The sequence below is a fragment of the Massilia aquatica genome, from assembly GCF_011682045.1.
Lineage (GTDB): Bacteria > Pseudomonadota > Gammaproteobacteria > Burkholderiales > Burkholderiaceae_D > Telluria_A > Telluria_A aquatica.
In genome coordinates this window covers 229,830-250,537 of sequence record NZ_VVIW01000007.1, presented here as the reverse complement: position 1 = coordinate 250,537, position 20,708 = coordinate 229,830, and the positions used below count along the sequence as shown (strand labels likewise).

Genomic DNA, 20,708 nt, shown 5'->3' with positions numbered 1-20,708 from the left:
TCAGCGAATAGCGCGTCTCACGCCCCGCTCTTCCAGTCGACCACCCCCGCCTCCCCGGCAAAAATCACTTCCCCCTCGGCGCGCCTGGTGCGCAGCTTGAGCTTGATGTCTTTGGCCGGCAAATCGTAAATGCTGGTGCCGTCCGGGTTGTAGCTCATCCCCCGCACCACCGTCTCGCCCTCGATCCGCCTGACCTTCACCGAACTGACCCCGGCGCTGTCGGCGCGCTGGCGCACCAGTTCGGCCACCAGGTCGGCGCCGGCCTGCTGCTCCGTCTGCGCCGCCTTCACGTCGAGCGAGACCCTGGCGATGGCCTTCAGGGCCGGCCCCGCCGCCAGTGCCATTTTCTGGAACATCGGCACCTGCTCCTCGGTCAGGATCAACTCCTTCTTGCGCACCTTGGAAGCGAGCATGACGTACTTGCGCACCTCCGGTTCATTGGTCATCGCTTCCAGTTCGGCCTTGCGCTGCAGCGCCAGCGCGGCGAACTGCGCCACCCGTGCCGTCATCGCCACGATCACCTCGTCCAGGCGCGCGCTGTCGGGCTGCAGGGCGAAGATGTTCATCTCGCTCTGCCGGCGCGGCCCGGCGCTGTTGACCGTCACCGTGCGCGCCGCGATGGCGCAGCCCTCGGCCTGGCTGATCGTCACTTCCTCGCCCATGATCTCGCAGTTCACCGCATGCAGGATGCTCACGCGGGTGCCGGAAATGACGCAGCTTTCGGCGCGGTTCAGCGTCACCTGGCCGGCGCTGGCCTGGATCACCGAGCCCGATGCCACGCCCTTGACGCGGATGTCGCCGCGCGCGTTATGCGCCGTGCCGCCCACCAGGTTGCGGTTCAACAGCACCATGCCGCCGCGCGAGATGATGCTCCCGAAGACATCGGCGTGGATCGTGATGCCCTCGCCTTCTACCACGCGCTTTTCCTGCACTTCGCCGAATTCCTCGAAGTCGCCGGTCAGTTTCAGGTTGCCGGTGGTGCGCGCGCTCACGCCATCGCGGCTGACGATCTTGTCGCCCACCGAAATCTGGCCGCTCTTGCTGTCCACGTTCAAAAAACCGGCGTGCTGCGCGATCAGGAATTCGCCGTCGCCCGACACTTCGACCACCGTGCCCGGTCCGGCCATGGGCGTCACTTCCGTATCCTTGGGCACGGGCGGCTCGATGCGCAAGCCGGACAGCTCGAACCCCGGCGTGCCCGCCACGCGAGGCACTTTCTTCAGCAGGCGCACGCCCTTCTCCACCTGCGGAAAGCGGTTCTGGAACGCCATCAGATCGAGCTTGCCGTTGGCCAGTTGCAGCGGCGCGTCGCTGCGATGCAGGTCGCTGGTCACTTCGATCACGTGAGCGTCACGCCCGGGGCGCGCTTCGAGCATCCTGGCCACTGCCACCCGTTCCGGCTTGGCGGCGTCGATGGCCTGGCGCACCGCCTCGACGTCGATCCCGAAGCGGATCCCCTTGACCCACATGTCGGCGATGAATTCATCCACATCCAGGTGCTCAAGCTTGTCCGGTCCGTCCGGGTCGGCGGGGTCGGCCAGGTACACCGGCTCGAAATAATACTCGGCCTTGCCGCGGTTGATCTTGACCGACTTGTAGAGCGGGCGGCGCTGCGGGCTGAAAGGGACGATGGCGGAGGCCAGGCGGATGATCACGTGGCCGTCGGGGGACTTCGGCAATGGCGGGCCGGCGCCGTAAATGGCCTTGATCAGCAGCGGATAGTCGAGGTCGGCCAGGTAACTGGTGGCGAAGATGCGGTCGATGGCGGCGCCGAACGTCGTGCCGAGCACGCTCGGGTCGCCGTAGACGCCGTCGGGACGCTCGATGATGCAGTGGTCCAGCTCGGGCATTGCGGCACCCGCGCCGGCAGGCGGACGGGGCGAACTTGCGCCAGAAAATTCATTCGACAAGACGGCACTCCATTGCTGAGGCAAGCTTATACACCTGGCAAGTATATTTCGCTATTGGTAAGTTTTTTCTAGCGTAACAGGTTGTCCCACCCAAATAAACAATTGGATGCGCGAAACTCAACAAAAGTAACAGTTCGGGGAAAGGGGATGGAGCGAGGGAAAAACCGCGCGGGGCGGGAGCGGGCGCCGTGGCGCGCCCGGGAAGACGGTCAGCGGCGCGGTGCGTTGCGGTAGATGTCGGAACCGGCTTCGTTGATCTGGCGCCGCAGGTCGCGCCGCTCGTCGGGCGTCATGCGGGAGCCGCTGCCGCGGCGCGCCGCCTCGGCGCTCTGGGCGTTTTGCTCTTGCTGGGCCTCCTGGGATTCCAGGCGGCGGCGATTGTCATCGGCGCGCATTTCAAACTGGCGCTGCTGCTGCTGGGCGCGCTGGGCGTCGGCGACGCGCTGCGCATCGCGCTCCTTGTCGCCCGGGTTGGCCTGGGCCACTGACAAGCCGGCGCAAGCGAACAGGCAGCACACAGCCACGCGACGCACGAACGCCTGCCTGCAACGATCTGCGAGGGTGGCTGTCTTGGTGTCGGTGTGTGCGTTATTCATGGTGATCCTCTTCCGCAGTGCCTGATAAACATATAAGCTTGACCTGCTACTGGACTCAGTGTATGACCATTTGCATGTGGGCATAAGCCGAATTGGGTAAAGTTTGTAACAGTATGTAATGACCTTCGCGCATCATGTTCTATCGGGCGATAAGACGTTACCATAGCGATATGAATCTGACAAATCTGACAGCCAAATGAACACACCAGCCACGCCTATCTCAAGCAACAATACAACGCAGGCGAACGCCAATGGTCACGCCGCCAAGATTATGGTAGTCGACGACGATGTGCGCCTGCGCGACCTGCTGCGCCGCTATCTGACCGAACAAGGGTTCTCGGTGGTCACCGCCGAAAGCGCGCCGGCCATGAACAAGCTCTGGCTGCGCGAGCGCTACGACCTGCTGGTGCTCGACCTGATGCTGCCTGGCGAAGACGGCCTGTCGATCTGCCGCCGCCTGCGCGGTGCGGGCGACCAGACGCCGATCATCATGCTCACCGCCAAAGGCGAAGACGTGGACCGCATCGTCGGCCTCGAAATGGGCGCCGACGACTACCTGCCCAAGCCGTTCAATCCGCGCGAACTGGTGGCGCGCATCAGCGCCGTCCTGCGCCGCAAGGGGCCGGACGAAATTCCGGGCGCGCCGTCCGAAACCCCGCAATCCTTCGAGTTCGGCCAGTTCGTGCTGGACCTGGGCACGCGCACCCTGAAAAAAAACGGCGAAACGGTGCCGCTGACGACCGGCGAATTCTCGGTGCTCAAGGTGTTTGCGCGCCATGCGCGCCAGCCGCTCTCGCGCGAGAAACTCATGGAACTGGCGCGCGGGCGCGAATACGAAGTGTTCGACCGCAGCCTGGACGTGCAGATTTCGCGCCTGCGCAAGCTGATCGAACCCGATCCCTCGTCCCCGCTGTACATCCAGACCGTGTGGGGCCTGGGCTATGTGTTCATTCCTGAAGGCCAGCCAAGGTAGTGTTTGCACGCGATTCGACCACGCCGCACAGCACGCGCATGAGCTGGCTCAGGAGCGGCCTGTTCTGGCGCACCTTCCTCCTGCTCAGCATCCTGACCACGGTCTCCATGGCCTCGTGGATCGGGATGATCAGCGCCGTGCAGCGCGGCCCGCAGGTCGAACAGACGGCCGACCTGGTCATCTCGGTCGTGACCATCACCAAAGCCGCCCTGACCCACTCCGCGCCCGAACTGCGGCGCGAACTGCTGTTCGAACTGGTCAGCAACGAGGGCATCCGGATCTTCACGCTCGAAAGTTCCGATGCGGTCGACCCGCCGCCGGACAGCGCCCTGATGCCGGAAATCGAAGCCATCATCAAATCCAAGCTGGGCGCCGACACGCGTTTTTCGAGCCGCGTGAACGGCACCGCCGGCTTCTGGATCAGTTTCAAGATCGACGACGACAGCTACTGGCTGATGCTCGAACGCGAACGCCTCGAAGGCCTGACCGGCGTGCAGTGGCTCGGCTGGGCCACGGTGGTGGGCGCCTTGTCGGTGGTGGGCGCGGCACTCATTTCGAGCCTGGTCAACCTGCCGCTGGCGCGCCTGACGGCCGCCGCGCGCGCCATCGCCCAGGGCAAGAAGCCGGACCGCCTGCCCGAAAAAGGCTCGAAAGAGATCATCGAAGCCAATCGCAGCTTCAACCAGATGGTGGAAGACTTGCAGCAGGTCGAATCGGACCGCGCCGTGATTTTGGCCGGCATTTCGCACGACCTGCGCACCCCGCTCACGCGCATGCAGCTCGAACTCGAAATGGCCAAGCTCAGTAACGAAGCGCGCGAAGGCTTGCAGTCCGATATCGGCCAGATGGACGCCATCATCGGCCAGTTCCTCGACTACGCCAAGCCGACCGAGGCAGCCACGTTCGTACCGGTCGACATCGGCGAACTGCTGAAAGACGCCGCGCGCGAGGCGGAGCGCATGCTCGACATCCACGTGACCACCCACATCGAAGAAGGCGTGCACGTGCTGGGCAACGCCACCGACCTGCGGCGCGTCTTCAACAACCTGGTGGAGAACGCGCGCCGCTACGGCAAGACGCCCGGCAGCGACTTTACCGAACTCGATATCTCGTGCCGCATCAAGCCGCATGGCCTGGGCAAGCGCGCGGTGATCGAAGTGCAGGACCACGGCCAGGGCGTGCCGGACGATCATATCGAACTGCTGCTCAAGCCCTTTACGCGCATGGACAGCGCGCGCGGCCAGGCCAACGGCGCCGGCCTGGGGCTGGCGATCGTGGAACGGGTGGTCTTGCGCCACAACGCCGAACTCCAGGTCAGCAACCGCGAAGGCGGCGGCCTGCGCATCGCGCTGGTGATGCCGCTGGCGAGCTAATTGCTTTCCAAAAAGCGCCAGGTGCCGCTCTTGCCGTCGCGGTCGCGGGTAGTGCTTGCCGACACGCAGAACAGATTTCGCTGGCACCCCGCGTCCCGGGTATCCAGATACGAAAAATAGCCGTACGGTGCAAAGTTATTCAGCAAATGAATCCCCTGGCCCGAATAAACACGGTGGCGCGGCGCTTCCACTGTCCAGATACTGGAATCGATGCCGGTATTTTTGGTCAGCGAGGCCGATACGCAGAACATATTCCCCTGGCAGCCAATGCCGCGCACGTCAAGATAACCGCCGAAAAGGCGATAAGGCGGCATGTCGTCATTTGCCAGCGGATATTGGCTTTTCAAATAGACTTTATCTCCCGGCCTGACTTGCTCACCGGCCATCTTGGACTGCGCCGAGACAATCATCCAGGTACCGGTCGATCCGTCGCGATGATCCGAGGCCGACGTGGAAACACATAAAGTATTCCCATTGCAACCGCTGTCGCGCACATCCAGATAGCCTCCACCCCAGTTCCCGTAGCCGTTCTGCACATGATAAAGCTGGCCGTAACGGACGACGGGACCATGGGCACGCGCCTGCGCAGTGACCATTGAGCACCACACCGTGCCGGTAATCTGGCCAGGAACGCCTTTGTACATGCAGACATTGGCGTCATCTTGCAAGGCGAGGAAAAATGGCCCGTCGCCGCGCGCATGGTTCGACAGGCACCACGCAACATAACCGTCGGTCCTGTAGGTACACAGATTGCCGTCGGTCTGCACATTGGTGGCATAGGTTCCGGCGGGCGCCGCTGACGAACGCGTGCACCAGATATAGCTACCGTCAACTTCATGGTAAACGCAGAAATTTCCGTCGGCCTGCGTGAGCAGGTAAAAATCTCCTTTAGGTGAACTGAGATATTCCCCCATCTTGATGGAACTTCCACCAACAACGGTTGATCCTTTATCGACCTCGGCCGCGAAGACAGGCGCCATGGAGAACAGCAGCAGCACGGCCCCCATCAATGCGATCAGCTTCGACCATGTGATCGCACTCGGCGCAGGGAATCTAAAAGTGTTATTAAGCATGTTTTACTCCAGTTGAGATAGCTGCATGAACATGAATGACACGTCTATTCGCTGCGCTGTCTTTACTGGACGAGCCCGGCTTGCGCTGATTCTACCGGGGATAAAATTGTTATTTAATTAATTTCTGCCGTGACCGATTCTTTGTGTTTCGATGTAGCTATAGCGCGACATTTAGTCGAATGAAGGCGGTTGAGCACTACAAACACCAGCAAACTCAGGTGCGCAAGACGTAGTTGCCGATGTCAAAGCGGCGCGTGGCCCAGCGGTAGGCAAAGGTGAAACCCGGCCAGATGGCGTAATTGCGGCCCTTGCCATCGAGGTACCAGTTCTTGCAGCCGCTGCTCCACACCCCGCCGCGCAGCTTGCGCTGCATGCGCTCGTTCCAGGCGCGCTGCACCTCTTCCTTCACCTCGACCGAGAGCAGCTTGCGCGCGCGGATTATCTGGATGGCGTCGACCGCGTAGTTCACGCCGGCCTCGATCATGTAGATCATCGAACTGTGGCCCAGGCCCGTATTCGGCCCGACGATCGTGAAGTAATTCGGGAAGCCGGCCACCGTGCAGCCCTTGTAGGCTTCCAGGCTGTCGGCGAACATGCGCTTGCCGGCGCGGCCGCGCACATCGACGGCGTTGAGCACCCTTTCGACCTCGAAACCGGTAGCGAAAATGATCACGTCGGCCGCCCGTTCGGCGCCGCCGGTGGTGGCGATGCCGTTGGCACTTACCTGGCTGATGCTGTCCGTAATCAGCCTGACATTGGGGCGCATCAGGGCCGGATAAAAATCGTTCGCCATCAGCACCCGCTTGCAACCCATCTTGTAGTCGGGCGTGAGCTGGCGCCGCAGCAGCGGGTCGGCAACCTGGCGCGCCAGGTGCCGCCGCGCCACCCACTGGGGCAGCGCCAGCAGGCGCGGGGTGTACAGGAACAGCGGCGCGCGCGATTCGTACAGGAGGTAGTTCAATGCGCGGTAAGCGAGCCGCAGCGGCGCCGCGCGCGCCAGCAGCGAACGCTCGCGCGGGCCGATCATGCGCTCCGGTCGCGGCATGATCCATTGCGGCGTGCGCTGATAGACATCGAGCTGCGCCACCTGCGGCGCGATGTGCGCAATGAACTGGATCGCGCTGGCGCCGTTGCCAATGACGGCCACGCGCTTGCCGCGCAGGTCGACCGCGTGGTCCCAGCGGCTCGAGTGAAAGGCCGGGCCGGCAAAGTCGGCCAGTCCCGGCAAGGCCGGAATGGATGCGCGGCTCAGGGCGCCGGGCGCGCTGATGACCGACCGGGTGCTCATCTCGCCGGCGCTGGTGCGCACCAGCCAGTAGCCGCCCTCCTCGTCGAACTGCGCGCCTTCGAAGGCGGTGCCCAGGCGCAGGTGCGGCGCCAGGCCGAAGTCGCGCACCACCGAGCGGGTATAGGCCAGCAGTTCGTCCTGCCCCGCGAAGCGGCGCGTCCAGCGCGCATTGGGCGCGAACGAGAACGAATACAGATGGCTGGGAATGTCGACCGCGCAGCCGGGATAGGTGTTGACCCACCAGGTGCCGCCAAAGTCCTTGTCCTTTTCGAGAATGACAAAGTTGTCGATGCCGGCCTGCTTGAGCCGCACGCCGGCGCACAGGCCGCCGAAGCCGCTGCCGATGACGATGACTTCGAACTCGGGCGCGGCCATCAGGTGCGCACCAGGTAGTTGCCGATGTCGAAACGGCGCGTGGCCCAGCGATAGGTAAAGGTAAAGCCCGGCCAGGCCGCGTAATTGCGCCCGCGCCCATCGAGGTACCAGCTTTTGCAGCCGCTGTTCCAGATGGTGCCGCGCAGCTTGCGCTGCACCTTTGCCACGAAGTCGCGCTGTACCTCGGCCTTGACCTCGACCGAGTGCAGGCCCTGCGCGCGGATCGCCTTGATCGCTTCGACCACGTAATTGACGCTCGACTCGATCATGTAGATCATCGAATTGTGCCCAAGCCCGCTATTCGGCCCGGTGACGGTAAAGTAGTTCGGAAAGCCGGCCACGGCGCAGCCCTTGTAGCAGTCCTGGTCATGCTCGAACAGACGCCTGGCGCCGCGCCCGCGCACCTCGATGGACGCCAGTGCGTGCCCCACATGAAAGCCGGTCGCGTAGATCAGCACATCGGCCGCCCGCTCACTGCCGTCGGCGCAAACGATGCTGTTGGCGCGCACCTGCGCCACCGCGCTGGTGACCAGGCTGACATTCGGGCGCGTGAGCGCCGGATAGTAGTCGCTCATGACCAGCACCCGCTTGCAGCCCATGGTGTAGTCGGGCGTGAGCTGGCGCCGCAGCTGCGGATCGGCCACCTGGCGGTGCAGGTGGCGCAGGCCGACCGCCTGCGCCAGGCGGAACAGGCGCGGAAAAAAAACGTACAGCGGCGCGTTGATTTCATACAGGGTGTAGTTGAAGGCGCGGTACAAGAGACGCATCGGCGCGATCCTCGCCAGCAGCGAGCGTTCGCGCGGGCCGATGGCGCGGTCGTGGCGCGGCACGATCCACTGCGCGGTGCGCTGGTACACATCGAGCTGCGCGACGGTGGGGGCAATGCGCGGGATGAACTGGATCGCGCTGGCGCCGTTGCCGATCACCGCCACGCGCTTGCCGCGCAGGTCCACATCGTGCTTCCAGCGGCTCGAATGAAACGCCGTGCCGGTAAATGCGTCGATGCCGGGCAAGGCCGGAATGGCCGCGCGGTTCATCGCGCCCAGGGCCGAGACCACGCACTTGGCGCTCAATGGCCCGGCGCTGGTGCGAACCTGCCAGTAGCCGCCCTCCTCCTCGAACTGCGCGCCTTCATAGGCGACGCCAAGGCGCAGGTGCGGTTCAAGGCCGAAGTCGCGCACGATGGCGCGCGTGTAGTCGAGCAGTTCGGACTGGCTAGCCAGGCGGCGCGTCCAGTCCGGGTTGGGCGCGAACGAAAACGAATACACGTGGCTGGGAATGTCGACCGCGCAGCCGGGATAGGTATTGACTTGCCAGGTGCCGCCGAACTGCGCGTCTTTTTCGAGGATCACAAAATTGTCGATGCCGGCCTGTTTCAGCTTGACGGCGGCGCACAGGCCACCGAAGCCGCTGCCGATGACGACCACCTCGAACTGCGGCGCGGTCATCGGTTGGGCACGCGCGTTTGCAGCAGTTCGGCCCGAAAGCGCGGCTTGCCGTCGCGCTCGAGCACGTAACTGAGTTTGCGTCCGTCCGGCGAGACCGAGAGCGTCCAGACGTTGGCGGCGGCGGCGGGAATCAGACGGGCGGTGTAGGCGTCGGCGCGAAAGCGCTGGGCGATGGCGCTGCCGTCGCTGCCGGCGGCGCCGCCGTACATGGTTTGCTCGTCGGGCGAGCCGTCGGCGTGGCGGTGGTCGTGCTGCAGGGTCAGGCCGGCCGGCGTGCGGGTGACGATCCAGGTGCGCGAGGCATCCTCGCCGACGACGAAGGGAATCCGGATCTCGCTGGCGCTGCAGGCGCTGACGGTGGCCACCAGCTTCTTGCCGGCGAAAGCTTCACCGCCGTCGTCGGGCGCCACGGAAGCACCTTCGTAGACGGCGCCGCACAGTTTGCCGAGGTTGGCGAAAAAAGCGTCGCGCGCGTCGCTGGCGGGAGCGGCGTGGCCGGGCAGCGCCAGCAGGCCGGCCAGGACGATGGCAGTGGTGCGCAGGATCATGGAGCTCGCTCTCGTGTGGTGTCGGTGGCGATGACGATAGGCGCGGGCCACGCAAATGTCAACGTTTTGCAATAGCAACGCTATGAGCGAATTCGCACATACATGCACTTATGCAAGCTGTATAAAGGTCAGACACTATTCGATACCAGGAGAAGAAGATGATGAAGAAACTGTTAATTGCCGCCCTGATCGCCGGCTCGCTCGGCAGCGTCGCCGCTCCCGCCATCTCGGCGGTGATCATCGTGCGCGAAGCACCGCCGGAACCGCGTGCCGAACGCACACCGCCGCCACGCCGCGGTTACGTCTGGGCACCGGGACATTGGGACTGGCGCAACAACCACCACGTGTGGGTGCGTGGCGCGTGGATTCGCGACCGCAAGGGCTACCATTACACCGCGCCGGCCTGGCAGGAACGTGATGGACGCTGGGAAATGCAGCGCGGTAACTGGGCACGTGGCCAGCGCGACAATGACGGCGATGGCGTACCGAATCGTCGCGATGAGCGCCCGAATAATCCGAATCGCCAGTAATGAATGTTGCGCGCGGGAGGCGACGCCCCCTGCGCGGCGGCGGCAGCTTGCGAGGCCTGCTTCAGGCCGGAGAAGCCTGTCCGCCGCATTGCATGACCAGATAGTCGCGCACGGCGCGCACATCGGTAAACGGCAGTTCACCGATCACCTGGCGAATATGCCGTAGCGCATCCCACAAAAATTCGTAATGTCCCTCGTTCACCGGAACCAGGCTGTACACGCCCGTGGTGGTGGTGAACAAATGCCGCTCGTTGGGCACGAGGAAGGCCGGCATCAGCGGCGCGCCCTCATCATCCCAGAAACGCCATAGGCTGGACGCGACATCGACCGCGTCGCAATAGACTGACGCCGTCAGCGCGTCTGGGAAGACAAGCAGCGAACATTCTTCGGTATCGGCGGCAAAGATCATGATGTCCTCGTGGGAGCGGGATGCCGCATTTTTTAGCAGCCCCCTTCCCTCCACCGTAACACATAAAACAACATTGCGCGACTGCCTGACCCGCAAACGAAGCGGCCTCGCGCCAGCGCACGGACTGGTTGCCAGCGCTAGGCGTCGAGCGCCTTGCGCACCTCGGCCACCTCATCCGGGCGGACCACGCGCGCGACTTCCTTGCCATCCTTGATCACGATGACCGTTGGCCACAGCTTGACCTTGAACGAGCGGCCGAGCTTGCGTCCGCTGCCATCCTCGACCTTGATATGGCGCGCATCTGGCGCGGCGGCGAGCGCCTGTTCGATCAGCGGCGCCGCCGCACGGCAGTGGCCGCACCAGTCGGTGCCGAAGTCCAGCACCAGCACGCCCGGCGTGGCATCGATCTCGCTGCGTTCCGGCTGTGCCGGGGAATAAGTTGTGCTCATGCGGCTGCTCCTGATGTCATTCGCATAAGCCTACCGCAAAACCGCATCGCGGGCTGCACGACTCGTAAGTTTGAATTGGAAACATTGCCAAGGACCAATTAGAGGTCTACAATAAACCCTTTCCTAGGTAGGGTTATCATGGCGATCGAACTGTTCAATAATGGCAAGCACATCTGCCTGATGTTCTCCGATCTGGTCGACGAAGGCGAGGCCTCGGTCCAGTCAAACCAGTTTTTGATTGTCCAGGATGGCACCGGCATCCTGCTCGACCCGGGCGGGGTGCTGACCTACAACGATCTGTACATGGAAATGAGTAAGTACTTTCCACCAAAACAGCTTCGCTATGTCTTCGCGTCCCACGCCGACCCCGATATCATCGCTTCGCTGCCGCGCTGGCTGGCAGGATCCGAGACCAAGCTGCTGATCTCGTCGATCTGGTCGCGCTTCGTGCCGCACTTTTGCGCGCAGGGCAAAACCGAGGGACGCATCATCGCGATTCCGGACGAAGGCAGCCTTTTGCCCTTGGGCGAGACCGAATTCCAGATTCTTCCGGCCCACTTTCTGCATGCGGAAGGCAACTTCCAGTTCTACGATCCGGTCAGCCGCATTTTATTCTCGGGGGACATGGGGGCGTCGATGCTGCCGGACGGGCTGGCAATGGACCCGGTGCAGGATTTCGACAAGCACCTGCCCTACATGCGCGGCTTTCACGCGCGCTACATGGTGTCGAACAAAGTCTGTCGCTACTGGGTCGAGATGGTGCGTAAACTCGATCCGGAATGGATGGTGCCGCAGCACGGCGCGCCGTTCAAGGGCCGCGAGATGATCGGCCGCTTCCTCGACTGGATTGAAGCGCTTCCCTGCGGCGTCGATCTGATGACCCAGGAAATGTATCAGGCTCCGCGCAAGATCACCATCAGCCTGTAACACACGCCCGAGCGCCGCATCACGCCCGCGCGGGCAGGCTCAGCGCGTGAGCACCGTCGCGCCGAGCCGCTCCGCCAGGAAATCGACCAGCGCCGCCACGCGCGGCGCCAGCGCGCCCTGCTTGTAGAACACGGCCCACACCGGCTGCGACCATGGCAGGGTCAGCGAATCGAGCACCGGCACCAGCCTGCCCGCCTCGACATCGGTGCGCGTCAAAAAATCCGCCAGGCAGGCAATGCCCGCCCCCGCCAGCACCAGGTGGCGCAGGGTTTCGCCGCTGGAGGCCAGCACCGCCGGCGTCACCGCCACCCCTTCGCTATCCGGGCCAACGGCCTCGTCCGCCAGCGGCCACGTATTGAGCGAGACCGGCGCGCTGAAGCCGAGCAGGCGGTGCGCCGCCAGTTCCCGCACCGTGGCCGGTGTGCCGTGGCGCGCCTGGTAGGATGGGGCCGCCAACAGCCGCAGCGCACTGCTCCCGAGGCGGCGCGCATTGAGGCTGGAATCGGCCAGCTGGCCGATGCGAATCGCCACATCGGCGCGCTCTTCGATCAGGTCGACCAGGGTTTCGCCGCTGGCCAGTTCGAGCCGGATCAGCGGGTAAGCGTCGAGAAAGGCCGGCACCAGCGGCGCCACCAGATGATCGAGCGCGGGCGTGGCGGCGTTGACGCGCACCAGGCCGGACGGCTGCGAGCGGCGCGCCGCTACTTGTGCTTCGGTGTCTTCCAGCTCCGCCAGGATCTTGCGCGCGCGGCCGAGCAGCCAGTCGCCCTCTTCGGTCAGGTCCTGGCGCCGCGTGGTGCGGTGCATCAGGGTGATGCCCAGCTGGGATTCGAGCCGGGCAATGGCGCGGCTGATGCCGGACGGCGTTTGCCCGAGCCGCTCGGCAGCGGCCGAAAATGACCCGGTATCGATGACTGCGGCAAACGCCCTGAGCGCGTCGACGTCGATCATGTCTTTCTCCCCAGTCAAAAGGCGATTGTACCGGGAAGCCGCGCTCGCCATCCTGATTAGTGACTCCGAGTCAAAAGTATAGTGTGCTGCGGGGCATTTTTCTTCCCGGTCATTGCGCGCAGACTGCATGGCATCGCACACCGCCTCAACTGGAGAATCCATGCCACTCGCACTCTGGGCGCTGACACTCAGCGCTTTCGCCATCGGGACGACCGAATTCGTCATCGTCGGCCTCATTCCCACCATTGCCGCCAGCCTCGGCGTGTCTGTTCCCTCGGCCGGCCTGCTGGTGAGCCTGTACGCGCTCGGCGTGGCCATCGGCGCGCCGGTCCTGACCGCCCTCACCGGCCGCGTGCCGCGCAAGCAATTGCTGCTGGGATTGATGGCACTATTCACCATCGGCAACCTGGTGGCCTGGATGGCACCCGGTTACTATGCCCTGATGGCCGCGCGCGTGCTCACTGGTCTTGCGCACGGCGTCTTCTTTTCAATCGGCTCCACCATCGCCACCAGCCTGGTCAGCAAAGAAAAGGCCGCCAGCGCCATTGCCCTGATGTTTACCGGCCTGACCGTCGCCCTGGTTACCGGCGTGCCGCTGGGAACTTGGATCGGCCAGAGCTTCGGCTGGCAATCGACCTTTCTGGCGGTGTCGCTGCTGGGGGTGATTGCATTTATCGGCAGCTATATTCTGGTGCCGTCGACCATCGCCATGAGTAAACCGGCGAGCCTGCTGACGCAACTGGCCGTGCTCAGGAAACCGCGCCTGCTGCTGGTGTACGCCATGACCACCCTGGGCTACGGCGGCACGTTTATCGCGTTCACCTATCTGGCGCCGATTTTGCAGGAAGTATCCGGCTTTTCGGCGTCGAGCGTGAGCCTGGTGATGCTGGTGTATGGCGTGTCGGTTGCTTTCGGCAATATCTGGGGCGGCAAACTGGCTGACAAGAAAGGTCCGATCAAGGCCTTGCAGATTGTCTTTGCGCTGCTGGCGGCCGTCTTGTTGCTGCTGACCTTCACCGCATCGAACATGTGGCTGGCGCTGGGCACGGTGCTGCTGTGGGGTGCGGTGGCGTTCGGAAATGTGCCGGGATTGCAGGTCTACGTAGTGCAGCGCGCCGAACGCGACGCGCCGCAGGCGGTCGACGTGGCATCGGGCCTGAATATTGCCGCATTCAACGTCGGCATCGCACTCGGCGCCTGGGGCGGCGGCCTGATCGTGGCGCACATGGGCCTGATGGCCACGCCATGGATCGGGGCCATTGTCGTGGTCGGCGCGCTGGGACTGACCACGCTGGCAGGCTGGCTCGACCGTCGTGACGGACTGGTGCATGTGGCGGGCACAAGCCGGGCCGTCGGGGCGCACTAAGCGCAACACCACCGTGCTGCGCGTCTGTTCAAGCGGGCAGCACGTGTTCACAGCATGCCTGGATGACCGAGCGCAGTCGCAGCCATAGCCACCCAGCCAGCCGGCCGCAGTCAGTGGCAAGCGGTCAGCGGTCCAGCTCCGGATAATGCCGGAAAATCCCGTCTTCGTTAAACGCAATCCTGCGCTTCGACGCCAGGTAGGCGGCAATATTCGGCCGCTGCGCCACCTGATCGTGCAAGGCCACCAGCGCCGGATAGTCGCCTTCCAGCCGCTTCATCGCCTTGGGAAACGCATAGCGCAAACCCTCCATCACCTGGAACATCGACAAATCCGCATACGACAGGCGCGTACCTGCCAAAAAGCCACCGCGGCGCTTGGGCTGCTGCAGCACGCCCTCAAAGTAAGACAAGAACTTCGGCACCCGGTTCCCCAAAAAGTCGGCGGCGCGCCGTTTGGCTTCCTTTTTCTGGTCTTCGTAGTACAGCGACACCCCCACCGGATGGTGCGTGTCGTGCGCTTCGTTGACGAGGTCGGCAATGGTCAGCTGCAACTGGTGGGTCCACAAGCGCCCCGCCTCCGCGCGTGGCGCCAGGCCGTGGCGCGCACCCAGATACAGCAAGATATTCGCCGTCTGCCCGATGGTCAGCGCGCCGGCCTTGAGAAACGGCGGCGCGAACGCCGGGGTCGCCTGCGTGGCCAGCTCGGCCGCGACCTTGCCGGCGCCGTTCTTCTGGCGGCCGATGTCCACATACGCCGCGCCCGCTTCCTCCAGCGCCAGGCGAACGAATTCGCCGCGTCCCTGGATCGTTGGCCAATAGTAAAGTTCGTACGTCATCGCGCCTCCCAGGCATGGACCGGTTGTCCGGCGATTATCGCCGATCCGCTTGAACGGGCCGCGCACGCCGTGCTAATCTGCCAATGCTGCCAATCCGACAGCGGCTGCTCCGACATATATATAAGGGGAACGCACATGATCAGACGGATCGCACTGGTGCTCGTGTTCTTGTTCATTGGCATTCTGGGCATGGCGGCGATGCAGCCGGACACGTTTTCCGTGACCCGTTCGGTGGCCATCAAGGCGCCGCCGGAGAAAATCCTGGGCCTGCTCGGCGATTTCCACCAATGGCAGAGCTGGTCGCCGTGGGAACGGCTCGACCCAGGCATGCAGCGCGTCCACAGCGGCGCGCCGAGCGGCAAAGGCGCGCTGTACGCCTGGACCGGCAATGACGACGTCGGCGCCGGCAAAATGGAAATCACCGAATTCACGCCGCCGTCCAAAGTCGTGATCAAGCTCGATTTCATCAAGCCGTTCGAGGCGTCCAACATGACCGAATTCACGCTCGCGCCCAAGGACGGGCAAACGCAGGTGACCTGGACCATGTCCGGCCCGATGCCCTTCGTCTCGAAAGTCATGAGCGTCTTCATGAGCATGGACCGCATCATCGGCAGGGATTTCGAGAAGGGGCTGGCCAACCTGAAAGCCGAGGCGGAAAAGTAGCGCGTCCGGATACGCCGCGTTTTAAGCCGCCCGCCGCAAGAATCGCGCGCTTGAGCGATAATCGTACATCAATCGAGCCAACACGAGGATCCATTTTGCTTAACTTCGACTTCTACAATCCGACCCAGATCCTGTTCGGCCAGGGCCAGATCGCCGCGATTTCCAAACACATTCCCGCGTCCGCGCGCGTGCTGCTGGTCTACGGCGGCGGCAGCATCAAACAAAACGGCGTCTACGACGAGGTCATGGCCGCACTGGCCGGCTTTACCGTCACCGAATTCGCCGGCATCGAACCGAATCCCAGCTACGAAACGCTGATGCGCGCCATTGCCCAGGTCAAGGCCGAGAAGATCGACTTCCTGCTCGCCGTGGGCGGCGGCTCGGTCATCGACGGCACCAAGTTCATCGCCGCCGGCGCCCTGCTCGACACCGACCCGTGGACCATCCTGGAAAAGCGCGGATCGAACATTAGCGCCGCCCTGCCGTTCGGTGCGGTGCTGACCCTGCCCGCCACCGGCTCCGAGATGAACAGCGGCGGCGTCGTCACCCGCAAATCGACGCACGAGAAGTACTCGTTCATGAGCCGCAAATGCTTCCCCGCCTTCGCCGTGCTCGATCCTAGCAAAACCTATTCGCTGCCCACGCGCCAGGTCGGCAACGGCGTGGTGGACGCCTTTGCGCACGTGATGGAACAGTACATGACCTACCCGGTGGGCGCCAAGGTGCAGGACCGCTTCGCCGAAGGCCTGCTGCTCACGCTGATCGAAGAAGGCCCGCAGGCGCTGGCCAACCCGGACGATTACGACGTACGCGCCAACATCATGTGGACTGCCACCCTGGCCTTGAATGGCCTGATCGGCGCCGGCGTGCCGCAGGACTGGGCCACGCACATGATTGGCCATGAGCTGACCGCGCTGCATAATCTCGATCACGCGCAAACGCTGGCCATCGTCCTGCCAAGCATGCTGCGCGTGCGCAAGGATGCCAAGCGCGCCAAGCTGCTGCAATTCGCCGAACGCGTATGGAACCTGTCCGGCGGCGATGAGGACACCCGCATCGAGGCGGCCATCACCCGCACCGAAGAATTCTTCGAGCAGATGGGCGTCAAGACCCGCCTGGGCGACTACGGTCTGGGCGCCAGGGACGTCGACGGCGTGCTGGCGGCGCTAGAGGCGCACCGCATGGGCAAACTCGGCGAGCAGCGCGACGTCACACTCGAGGTCAGCCGCAAAGTACTTGAAATGAGCCTGTAAGCCGCACTGTAGTTGCACCCGATACGGCTGGCGCGGGCCTTTTGTGCCCAGAGCCTATCTCAGTGGATCGGGGGAAGCTGGTGGCGATGCCTGACAAGCGCGGGCAAGGCGCGAGGAGGCCGCATGGCTAGCCATGCAACGACGAACAACGCAGGCCCCGCTTGCAGGCGCGCCAGCAGCGACTCCGATCTACTGAGATAGGCTCTCAGCCAGCTGTGATAAAATCGACTTTCGCTAGGGGTCCTGGAATTTATTTTCCGGGTGAGAGATACCCTCCGTACCTGATCTGGATAATGCCAGCGAAGGAAAGCGCAAAGTAGTTCCCTCCTTTGTTTGCTCCCCCCGTTGGCTCCGGCTTTTTCAAGCAACGCCCCGCACGCCGGCGCGTAATACGAGCACACTATGTCATCGCCAAAATTCAAGCAGTCCGTCATCGCCCTGGCCATCGTCCAGGCGTTCGCCTTTTCCGCCCACGCGCAAAGCACGTCGCAATCGATGCCTGAAGTCGTCGTCACCGGCGCCAAACAGGTCGCCGCCGACCGCGCCGGCGTGGCCGGCTTTTCCGACACGCCCCTGCTGTACACGCCGGCCACGGTGGTGTCCATCGGGCGCGAGCAGATGCAGGACTACAGCATCCGCAACAGCACCGACGCCATGAAGTTCGACGCCAGCGTCAGCGACTCGTACAACGCCATCGGCTACGCCGAACAATTCTCGATCCGCGGCTTCATGCTCGATAACGGCGCCAGCTACCGCAAGGACGGCATCGCCATCTCGGGCGACACCCAGATCCCGCTCGAAAACAAGGAGCGCATCGAAATCCTCAAGGGTTTGTCGGGCCTGCAGGCCGGCGTGACCGCTCCCGGCGGCATCGTCAACTACGCGCTCAAGCGCCCGACCGCCGCGCCACTGCGCTCGGTCACCGTGGAAGCGCGCGAGCGCGGCACCGTGTACGGCGCGGTCGACCTGGGCGGCCGCTTCGAGGACAAGCGCTTCGGCTACCGCGTCAACGCCGCCGGTGAACGCCTGCGTTCCTACGTCAAGGGCGCCGATGGCGAGCGCTCGTTCGTCTCGGGCGCGTTCGACTGGCAGATCTCGCCGCAGGCGCTGCTGCAGCTCGACATGGACTACCAGAAGAAATCGCAGATCACGGCGCCGGGCTATCAGCTCATTCGCGGTGTCGCGCTGCCGACCAACATCTCGGCCAAGACGCTGCTCAACAACCAGCCGTGGACCAAGCCGGTCGACACGCGCAGCAGCAATATCGGCCTGCGCTTCGAATACCAGATCAACGACGCCTGGCGCACCACGGTCAGCGCCAACAAGCACGAATTCAAGCGCGACGACTTTACCGCTTTCCCTTACGGCTGCGGCAACGAGGGCGATGGTTTCTACCCGGGCTACTGCTCGAACGGCGACTACGACGTCTACGATTACCAGAGCGTGGGCGAGCGCAAGTCGCCGCTCGGCGCGCAGGCCCTGTTGCAGGGTAAGTTCGCCACCGGCGCCATCGGCCACGAGCTGACCTTGGGCGCGACCTACCTCGAACGCAGCGACAAGGCGGGCGAGTATGTGTACGACTACGTCGGCTTCAGTAATATCTACAACAACCTGGTGGTGCCACCGGTCGACGCCAGCCGCGTCACCGGCCCGCTGACCGAGCGCCGCAACGACCATGAACGCGGCTTCGTGGTGCAGGACATCCTGTCGCTGGGCGCGCAGTTCAAGCTGCACACCGGCTTGCGCTACGTCGGCATCAAGCGCAATGCGACCACCGACACCACCTTCCTGCTGCCGAACGTCGCCCTGGTGTACAACCCGACGCCCGACTGGACGGTGTACGGCTCGCTGGCGCATGGCATGGAGCACGGCGGCGTGGCGCCCAAGCGCACCGCCAACGAATTCGCCTCGCTCGCGCCAAGCCGCTCAAAGCAGGTGGAGTTTGGCGTCAAGGCCATGGTCAATGATGCGCTCAGCATGTCGGCGTCGGTGTTCAGCATCGTCAAGGGGCTGGAATATACCAACGCGGCCAATACGTTTGTTCGCAGCGGCGAACAAAAGCACAATGGACTGGAACTGGCTGCGCAGGGCAAGGCTGGCAAGGACCTGAAATACAGCCTCTCGCTGATGGCGCTCGATACGCAGCAGGAAGGCACCGGCACCGCCTCGCTGGACGGCAAGCGTGTGACCAATGTACCGAAGTTCAAGACGGCGGCCGTGCTGGAATACGCGGTGCCGGCGCTGCCCGGCCTGAAGGTGAACGGGATGTGGCAATACACCGGCAAGAAAGCGTTCGATATCGAGAACAAGACGCTGGTGCCGGGGTACAGCGTGTTCAATCTGGGCGGCGCGTACGCAACCCGCATCGCGGGTGTATCAACGACAGTGCGCGCGACGGTGGACAACGTGGCCGACAAGTTCTACTGGCGCGATGTGACGCAGGAGCTGGGTGGCTATCTGCTGCCGGGTGCTCCGCGCACGATACGGGTGTCGGCGCAGTTCGACTTCTAAGCACCGCCCCACAGGCCGTCGTTCCTGGCAAGGACGACGGCCCGCCGGTTAGCAAGCAAGCGTACTGCCTGCGTCATTCGATCCTCCAGAGTGCCTGTTACCAGCGCATACCCGATCCCGCGCTCATCGAGCATCTGCACCACCTGCTCATGAATCGTCTGGCGCACCGCCTCCGATTCGCGCTGCAACCCATCCGCCTCCCACGGCCCGTCAGGCGCCGTCACGAATGTCAGCGCATAGTCATGGCGCTGCTCCAGCACCGACAACTGCGCATCGACCCTGTTCCAGTACCAGCGGCTGTAAATGGCCGTCATCAGCGGCGTGGTGTCGCAAAACAGGAACCGTGTAGCCTCGCGCGCCGCCGCGTCTTCGCGCGCCATCTGCGTCAGTGCGATCTCGCATTGGTCTTCCTCGCGTGGCACGCGGCCCGTGGTATCGACAAACTCGCGCAGATACTCCGGCACCCACACAGTGCCGAAATGCGCTGCCAGCGCCGCCGCCAGGGTCGACTTCCCCGACGATTCCGCCCCCAGGATGGCGACCCGCAAAACCGGCATCATGGCTTGCCGCCCGCGACGCGTGCCCAGGCGCGCCATCCGAACACCGCCATCACCACGAAGGCCGCATACAGCGCCGCTGTGGCATGCAGGTCCTTATGGATGTACAGGCCCACATACAGCACATCGACCACGATCCACACGATCCAGTTTTCGACCTTCTTGCGCGACAAGAGCAACTGGCCAAGCAGGCTGCCCGCCGTCAAAAAGCCGTCGATATGCGGTACATCGGTGTCGGTGAATCTGCGCAGCGCATAGCCGATCGCCGCGAACAGCAGCAGCCAGCCGACGATGCCGCCGATCCAGCCGGCACGGCTAGAGCACGTGGCCGTGAGCGGCGCATGCTGCTCGCCACCATACAGCCACTGATACCAGCCCCATACCGACACGGCGATGAACACGCCCTGCAAACCCATGTCGCCATACAGGCGCGCGTTAAGGAAGACGATGCCGTAGACCGCCGACGAGGCGATCGCGAACAGCCACGCCCAGTGAGTCTGGCGAATATTGAGTACAACGGTGATGACCGACAGGACCAGCGCCGTCAGTTCGAGCGGTGTGGTGGCCAGGCCAAGCAGGACAAAGGAATCGTTCATACGGAGGGAGTGGCGGAAAGTGGCGCAATTGTAGCGTATGCGCCGCTTTCCAAAAGGCGGGGACGGCGTCCCTGCCC

20 protein-coding genes and 1 riboswitch are annotated in these 20,708 nt (G+C 63.7%); of the genes, 8 read left to right on the top strand and 12 right to left on the bottom strand.

The genetic code is table 11. The features are described from left to right. Positions 1-17: 17 nt before the first annotated feature. Together F1609_RS15110 and F1609_RS15105 are read right to left on the bottom strand one after the other, a co-directional pair. Positions 18-1,850, bottom strand: coding sequence for a flagellar assembly protein A (locus tag F1609_RS15110; RefSeq protein ID WP_229421894.1), 1,833 nt, complete (start codon positions 1,848-1,850; stop codon positions 18-20). 269 nt (positions 1,851-2,119) lie between these two features. After that, positions 2,120-2,506: a hypothetical protein gene (locus F1609_RS15105; RefSeq protein ID WP_229421893.1), complete on the bottom strand. Its 387-nt coding sequence runs from the start codon at positions 2,504-2,506 to the stop codon at positions 2,120-2,122. 271 nt (positions 2,507-2,777) lie between these two features. Here F1609_RS15105 and ompR point away from each other — a divergent pair, with 271 nt between their 5' ends. After that, a complete protein-coding gene (gene ompR, locus F1609_RS15100) occupies positions 2,778-3,479 on the top strand; it encodes an osmolarity response regulator transcription factor OmpR (RefSeq protein ID WP_229421903.1) in 702 nt (233 codons plus the stop codon). Beyond that, on the top strand, positions 3,479-4,852 hold the full coding sequence (locus tag F1609_RS15095) for a sensor histidine kinase family protein (RefSeq protein WP_441294930.1): 1,374 nt from the start codon (positions 3,479-3,481) through the stop codon (positions 4,850-4,852). The genes ompR and F1609_RS15095 overlap by 1 nt, the downstream gene beginning before the upstream one ends. Here F1609_RS15095 and F1609_RS15090 read toward each other — a convergent pair. The 4 genes from F1609_RS15090 to F1609_RS15075 all read right to left on the bottom strand — a co-directional run bounded on the left by F1609_RS15090 (position 4,849) and on the right by F1609_RS15075 (position 9,584). Next, positions 4,849-5,925 carry a hypothetical protein gene (locus F1609_RS15090; protein WP_167077221.1) on the bottom strand — a complete coding sequence of 359 codons (1,077 nt, stop codon included), beginning with the start codon at positions 5,923-5,925 and terminating at the stop codon, positions 4,849-4,851. The genes F1609_RS15095 and F1609_RS15090 overlap by 4 nt on opposite strands. 214 nt (positions 5,926-6,139) lie before the next feature. After that, a complete protein-coding gene (locus tag F1609_RS15085) occupies positions 6,140-7,588 on the bottom strand; it encodes a flavin-containing monooxygenase (protein WP_167077220.1) in 1,449 nt (482 codons plus the stop codon). Next, entirely contained in the window at positions 7,588-9,036 is a 1,449-nt protein-coding gene (locus tag F1609_RS15080) for a flavin-containing monooxygenase (RefSeq protein WP_167077219.1), read from the bottom strand. Before F1609_RS15080 ends, F1609_RS15085 begins: the two co-directional genes overlap by 1 nt. Further along, a complete protein-coding gene (locus tag F1609_RS15075) occupies positions 9,033-9,584 on the bottom strand; it encodes a TolB-like translocation protein (protein ID WP_167077218.1) in 552 nt (183 codons plus the stop codon). Before F1609_RS15075 ends, F1609_RS15080 begins: the two co-directional genes overlap by 4 nt. A gap of 158 nt (positions 9,585-9,742) precedes the next feature. On the opposite strand from F1609_RS15075, the gene F1609_RS15070 reads away from it, so the two are divergent. After that, complete coding sequence (locus F1609_RS15070; RefSeq protein ID WP_370661632.1) at positions 9,743-10,114, top strand: YXWGXW repeat-containing protein; 372 nt, start codon at positions 9,743-9,745, stop codon at positions 10,112-10,114. A gap of 61 nt (positions 10,115-10,175) precedes the next feature. On the opposite strand, the gene F1609_RS15065 is transcribed toward F1609_RS15070, so the two are convergent. Both F1609_RS15065 and F1609_RS15060 read right to left on the bottom strand, forming a co-directional pair. Continuing rightward, entirely contained in the window at positions 10,176-10,523 is a 348-nt protein-coding gene (locus F1609_RS15065; RefSeq protein ID WP_167077216.1) for a hypothetical protein, read from the bottom strand. Between the two features lie 137 nt (positions 10,524-10,660). Beyond that, positions 10,661-10,972 (bottom strand): thioredoxin family protein, encoded by a 312-nt coding sequence (locus tag F1609_RS15060; protein ID WP_167077215.1) that lies wholly within the window; start codon positions 10,970-10,972, stop codon positions 10,661-10,663. Between the two features lie 138 nt (positions 10,973-11,110). Here F1609_RS15060 and F1609_RS15055 point away from each other — a divergent pair, with 138 nt between their 5' ends. Then, complete coding sequence (locus F1609_RS15055; protein ID WP_167077214.1) at positions 11,111-11,899, top strand: oxygen-binding di-iron domain-containing protein; 789 nt, start codon at positions 11,111-11,113, stop codon at positions 11,897-11,899. 39 nt (positions 11,900-11,938) lie between these two features. On the opposite strand, the gene F1609_RS15050 is transcribed toward F1609_RS15055, so the two are convergent. Further along, positions 11,939-12,850 (bottom strand): LysR family transcriptional regulator, encoded by a 912-nt coding sequence (locus F1609_RS15050; protein WP_167077213.1) that lies wholly within the window; start codon positions 12,848-12,850, stop codon positions 11,939-11,941. A gap of 160 nt (positions 12,851-13,010) precedes the next feature. Between F1609_RS15050 and F1609_RS15045 the strand changes: the two genes are divergently transcribed. After that, on the top strand, positions 13,011-14,216 hold the full coding sequence (locus F1609_RS15045; RefSeq protein WP_167077212.1) for an MFS transporter: 1,206 nt from the start codon (positions 13,011-13,013) through the stop codon (positions 14,214-14,216). Between the two features lie 124 nt (positions 14,217-14,340). Here the strand turns inward: F1609_RS15045 and F1609_RS15040 are convergent, their stop codons facing one another. Further along, positions 14,341-15,051: a glutathione S-transferase gene (locus F1609_RS15040; protein WP_167077211.1), complete on the bottom strand. Its 711-nt coding sequence runs from the start codon at positions 15,049-15,051 to the stop codon at positions 14,341-14,343. 135 nt (positions 15,052-15,186) lie between these two features. Between F1609_RS15040 and F1609_RS15035 the strand changes: the two genes are divergently transcribed. The 3 genes from F1609_RS15035 to F1609_RS15025 all read left to right on the top strand — a co-directional run bounded on the left by F1609_RS15035 (position 15,187) and on the right by F1609_RS15025 (position 19,478). Next, positions 15,187-15,714: an SRPBCC family protein gene (locus F1609_RS15035; RefSeq protein ID WP_167077210.1), complete on the top strand. Its 528-nt coding sequence runs from the start codon at positions 15,187-15,189 to the stop codon at positions 15,712-15,714. Between the two features lie 95 nt (positions 15,715-15,809). Next, positions 15,810-16,967, top strand: a complete 1,158-nt coding sequence (locus tag F1609_RS15030; RefSeq protein WP_167077209.1) for an iron-containing alcohol dehydrogenase — start codon at positions 15,810-15,812, stop codon at positions 16,965-16,967. Positions 16,968-17,193: 226 nt separating this feature from the next. Continuing rightward, a riboswitch (TPP riboswitch) is annotated at positions 17,194-17,292 on the top strand. Between the two features lie 77 nt (positions 17,293-17,369). After that, entirely contained in the window at positions 17,370-19,478 is a 2,109-nt protein-coding gene (locus F1609_RS15025) for a TonB-dependent siderophore receptor (RefSeq protein ID WP_167077208.1), read from the top strand. Here F1609_RS15025 and F1609_RS15020 read toward each other — a convergent pair. Together F1609_RS15020 and pnuC are read right to left on the bottom strand one after the other, a co-directional pair. Then, positions 19,475-20,038, bottom strand: a complete 564-nt coding sequence (locus F1609_RS15020; protein ID WP_167077207.1) for an AAA family ATPase — start codon at positions 20,036-20,038, stop codon at positions 19,475-19,477. The two genes, F1609_RS15025 and F1609_RS15020, sit on opposite strands and share 4 nt — an antisense overlap. Further along, on the bottom strand, positions 20,035-20,631 hold the full coding sequence (gene pnuC, locus F1609_RS15015) for a nicotinamide riboside transporter PnuC (protein ID WP_167077206.1): 597 nt from the start codon (positions 20,629-20,631) through the stop codon (positions 20,035-20,037). Before pnuC ends, F1609_RS15020 begins: the two co-directional genes overlap by 4 nt. Between the last annotated feature and the right edge of the window lie 77 nt (positions 20,632-20,708).